Consider the following 1,253-nt stretch of genomic DNA (forward strand, 5'->3'; position numbering starts at 1 on the left):
GGGACTGCCCCCGGTTTGGTTGATTCCTGACCTGTGAGGATTTCTCCTCGCTGGAAGGATGTTCGCCATGCCGAAGCCGTATCCCGAAGAGTTCCGACGCGACGTAGTCGCGGTCGCCCGGAAGGGCGAGATCTCGTTGACTCAGATCGCGAAGGACTTCGGGATCTCGCAGAGTTGCGTGAAGAACTGGCTCAAACAAGCCGACATCGAAGACGGGCATCGGCCCGGCACTACCCGTGATGAGTCCGCTGAGTTGCGCGAAGCGCGTAAACGGATCCGCCAGTTGGAACAAGAAGCCGAGGTCATGCGCCGCGCGGTCGCCTATTTCTCGCGTGACGTCAACCCAAAATGAGCTACCCGCTGGTCCTCGACCTGGCCGCTGACGGGATCCCCGTCGCGGTGACCTGCCGGGTACTCGGCTTCTCCACCCAAGCGTTCTATCAATGGAAACAAAGCCCTGTCTCGCAACGGGATTGGGACGACGCCCATTTGATCAACGCCGCACTCGACATCCACGCCGACGACCCGGCTTTCGGCTACCGATTCATCGCCGACGAACTACCGGCCCGCGGCATCCGCGCCGGCGAGAACCGGGTCGCCAGACTGTGTTCAGCGCAGCGGATCTGGAGCGTGTTCGCCAAGAAACGCGGGCTCAACCGCAAGGCCGGTCCGCCCGTCCACGACGACCTCATCGGGCGCAACTTCAGCGCCACCCGCCCGAACGCGACGTGGTTGACAGACATCACCGAACACGCCACCAGTGAAGGGAAGCTGTATCTGTGCGCTGTCAAGGACGTGTTCTCCAACCGGATCGTAGGGTACTCGATCGATTCACGGATGAAGGCGTCGCTGGCGGTATCGGCGTTGAACCATGCCGTTTCTCTTCGATCACCAGCCGCGACGATTGTCCACTCGGACAGGGGCAGTCAATTTCGCTCACGGAAGTTCGTTAATGCGTTGTCGGTCAATGGTTTACGAGGCTCGATGGGCAGGGTTGGGGCGTGTGGAGACAACGCGGCGATGGAGTCGTTCTTCGCGTTGCTGCAGAAAAACGTCCTAGACCGCAAACGGTGGGCGACCCGCGACGAGCTCCGCCTGGCGATCGTGGTCTGGATCGAGAAGACCTACCATCGCACCCGCCGGCAACGCCGACTCGGCCGGCTCACCCCGATCGAGTTTGAGACAATAAACCGGCCCGCACTCGCGGCCTGAAAGACCAAACCCGCGAGTCAACCAAACTCGGGGCAGTCCCC

General features: G+C 61.7%; 1 protein-coding gene. It reads left to right on the top strand.

Going from position 1 to position 1,253, the window contains the following annotated elements:
• Positions 1 to 67: 67 nt before the first annotated feature.
• Positions 68 to 1,212 (top strand): IS3 family transposase gene (locus NNI01S_RS32945; RefSeq protein ID WP_157115182.1). Its coding sequence is split into 2 segments (ribosomal slippage): positions 68 to 347 and positions 347 to 1,212, totalling 1,146 coding nucleotides; the frame shifts between segments, so codons are not numbered across the junction.
• The last annotated feature ends 41 nt before the right edge of the window (positions 1,213 to 1,253 follow it).

This window comes from Nocardia niwae NBRC 108934 = DSM 45340, assembly GCF_001613465.1.
In the GTDB taxonomy this organism is placed as follows: Bacteria; Actinomycetota; Actinomycetes; order Mycobacteriales; family Mycobacteriaceae; genus Nocardia; species Nocardia niwae.